This is a genomic window from Bradyrhizobium yuanmingense (genome assembly GCF_029167105.1).
Lineage (GTDB): Bacteria > Pseudomonadota > Alphaproteobacteria > Rhizobiales > Xanthobacteraceae > Bradyrhizobium > Bradyrhizobium yuanmingense_A.
The window spans coordinates 1-1,926 of sequence record NZ_JARFML010000100.1 but is presented as its reverse complement, the minus strand read 5'-3'; the positions used below and the strand labels follow the sequence as shown (position 1 = coordinate 1,926).

Genomic DNA, 1,926 nt, shown 5'->3' with positions numbered 1-1,926 from the left:
TGTCGGTGACGATGCGCCAGGCGCACGCGGCCGGCGACAAGCTGTTCGTCGACTACGCGGGCGACGGCGTGCCGGTGGTGGTCGACCGCCTCACCGGCGAGCGGAGGACGGCGCAGATCTTCGTCGCCGTGCTCGGCGCCTCGAGCTTCACCTACGCGCAGGCGACGTGGACGCAGGGGCTCGCCGACTGGATCAGCGCCCATGTTGGCGCCTTCGCGGCGATCGGCGGCGTCCCGGCGCTCCTGGTGCCTGACAACACCAAAGTCGCAGTCATCAAGGCGAGCCTCTACGACCCGCAGATCAATCGCACCTATGCGGAGATGGCCGCGCATTACGGCACGGCCGTCTTGCCGGCGCGACCTCGCAAGCCGCGCGAAGGCCAAGGTCGAGCAGGCCGTCCTCATCATCGAGCGCTGGCTGCTCGGCCGCCTGCGCCACCGCGTCTTCTACAGCCTCGCCGAGGTCAACGCAGCGATCGGCGAGTTGCTCACCAGGCTCAACGAGGAGCGGCCGATCCGGCGGCTCGGCGTGACGCGCCGCCGGCTGCTCGAGGAGATCGACCGGCCGGCACTCAAGCCGTTGCTGGCGAGCCCCTACGTGCTCGCCGAGTGGCGGATCCGCCGCGTCAGCCTCGACTACCACGTCGAGGTGGAGAAGCATTATTACAGCGTTCCGCATCGCTTCGCGCGTGCCGAGGTCGAGGTGCGGTTCACGGCCCGCACCGTCGAGATCTTCCACAAGGGCGAGCGGATTGCCGCGCATCAGCGCATGAGTGGCAATCACAAGCACACCACCGTGCCGGAGCACATGGCCTCCAGCCATCGGCGCTACGCCGGCTGGACTATCGGGCGTATCCGTCAGGACGCCGCCGCGATCGGGCCGGCAACCAGCGCATTGTGCGACCTCATTCTCGACGAGCGCTCGCACCCCGAACAAGGCTTCCGCGCCTGCCTCGGCATCCTCAGGCTCGCCGCCTCCTATGGGCGCGAACGGCTGGACGCGGCGGCTGCGCGGGCGATCGACATCGGCGCGCGCACCTATGGCTCGGTCAAGTCGATCCTCGCCAACAATCTCGATCGGCGTCCCGCTCACCAGCGCTCCGCGGACGATGCGCCGATCCTGCATGCCAACATCCGCGGACCGCGCTACTACAATTAGGAGACCGTCCCTTGCTCACCCATCCGACCCTCGACCGCCTCAACGCCCTCGGCCTCCACGGCATGGCCAAGGCCTTCGCCGACATTGAAGCCGCCGGTGAGGCTGGCAGCCTCGGTCACGCCGAATGGCTTGCTCTGCTGCTCGAACGTGAAGCCTCGCTACGGCACGACAAACGGCTCGCCACTCGCCTGCGCTACGCCAAGCTGCGCCAGCAGGCATGCGTCGAGGACATCGACTATCGCACCCCGCGCGGTCTCGACCGCCCGCTGTTCGCCAAGCTTGTCGAGGGCCGTTGGATCGACGACCACGTCAATCTCCTGATCTGCGGCCCGGCAGGCGTCGGCAAGAGTTGGCTCGCCTCGGCGCTCGGCCACAAGGCCTGTCGCGACAATCGCTCCGTGCTCTATCAGCGCGTCCCGCGCCTGTTCGACGATCTGGCGCTCGCCCGCGGCGACGGTCGTCACCCACGCCTGTTGCGCAGCCTTGGCCGTGTCGATCTGCTGATCCTCGATGATTGGGGGCTCGAGCCGCTCGATGCCGGCGCCCGTCACGACCTCCTGGAAATCCTCGAAGATCGCTACGGTCATCGCTCCACCATCGTCACCAGCCAGCTCCCCGTGGACCAGTGGCATCTGCTCATTGGAGATCCCACCTATGCCGACGCCGTGCTCGATCGCCTCGTCCACAATGCCCATCGGCTCGACCTCACCGGTGAGAGCCTGCGCCGAACCCGGCAATCCGCCCGAAAGACCTGAGCGCTGTGGACAT

The 1,926-nt window shown here is 67.7% G+C and carries 1 protein-coding gene and 1 pseudogene; both read left to right on the top strand.

The window, feature by feature from the left end; translation table 11 throughout:
• Positions 1–1,158 (top strand): annotated as a pseudogene (istA, locus tag P0R31_RS40565) (IS21 family transposase); the annotation flags it as partial.
• 11 nt (positions 1,159–1,169) lie between these two features.
• Positions 1,170–1,913, top strand: a complete 744-nt coding sequence (gene istB, locus P0R31_RS40560) for an IS21-like element helper ATPase IstB (protein ID WP_225145676.1) — start codon at positions 1,170–1,172, stop codon at positions 1,911–1,913.
• The last annotated feature ends 13 nt before the right edge of the window (positions 1,914–1,926 follow it).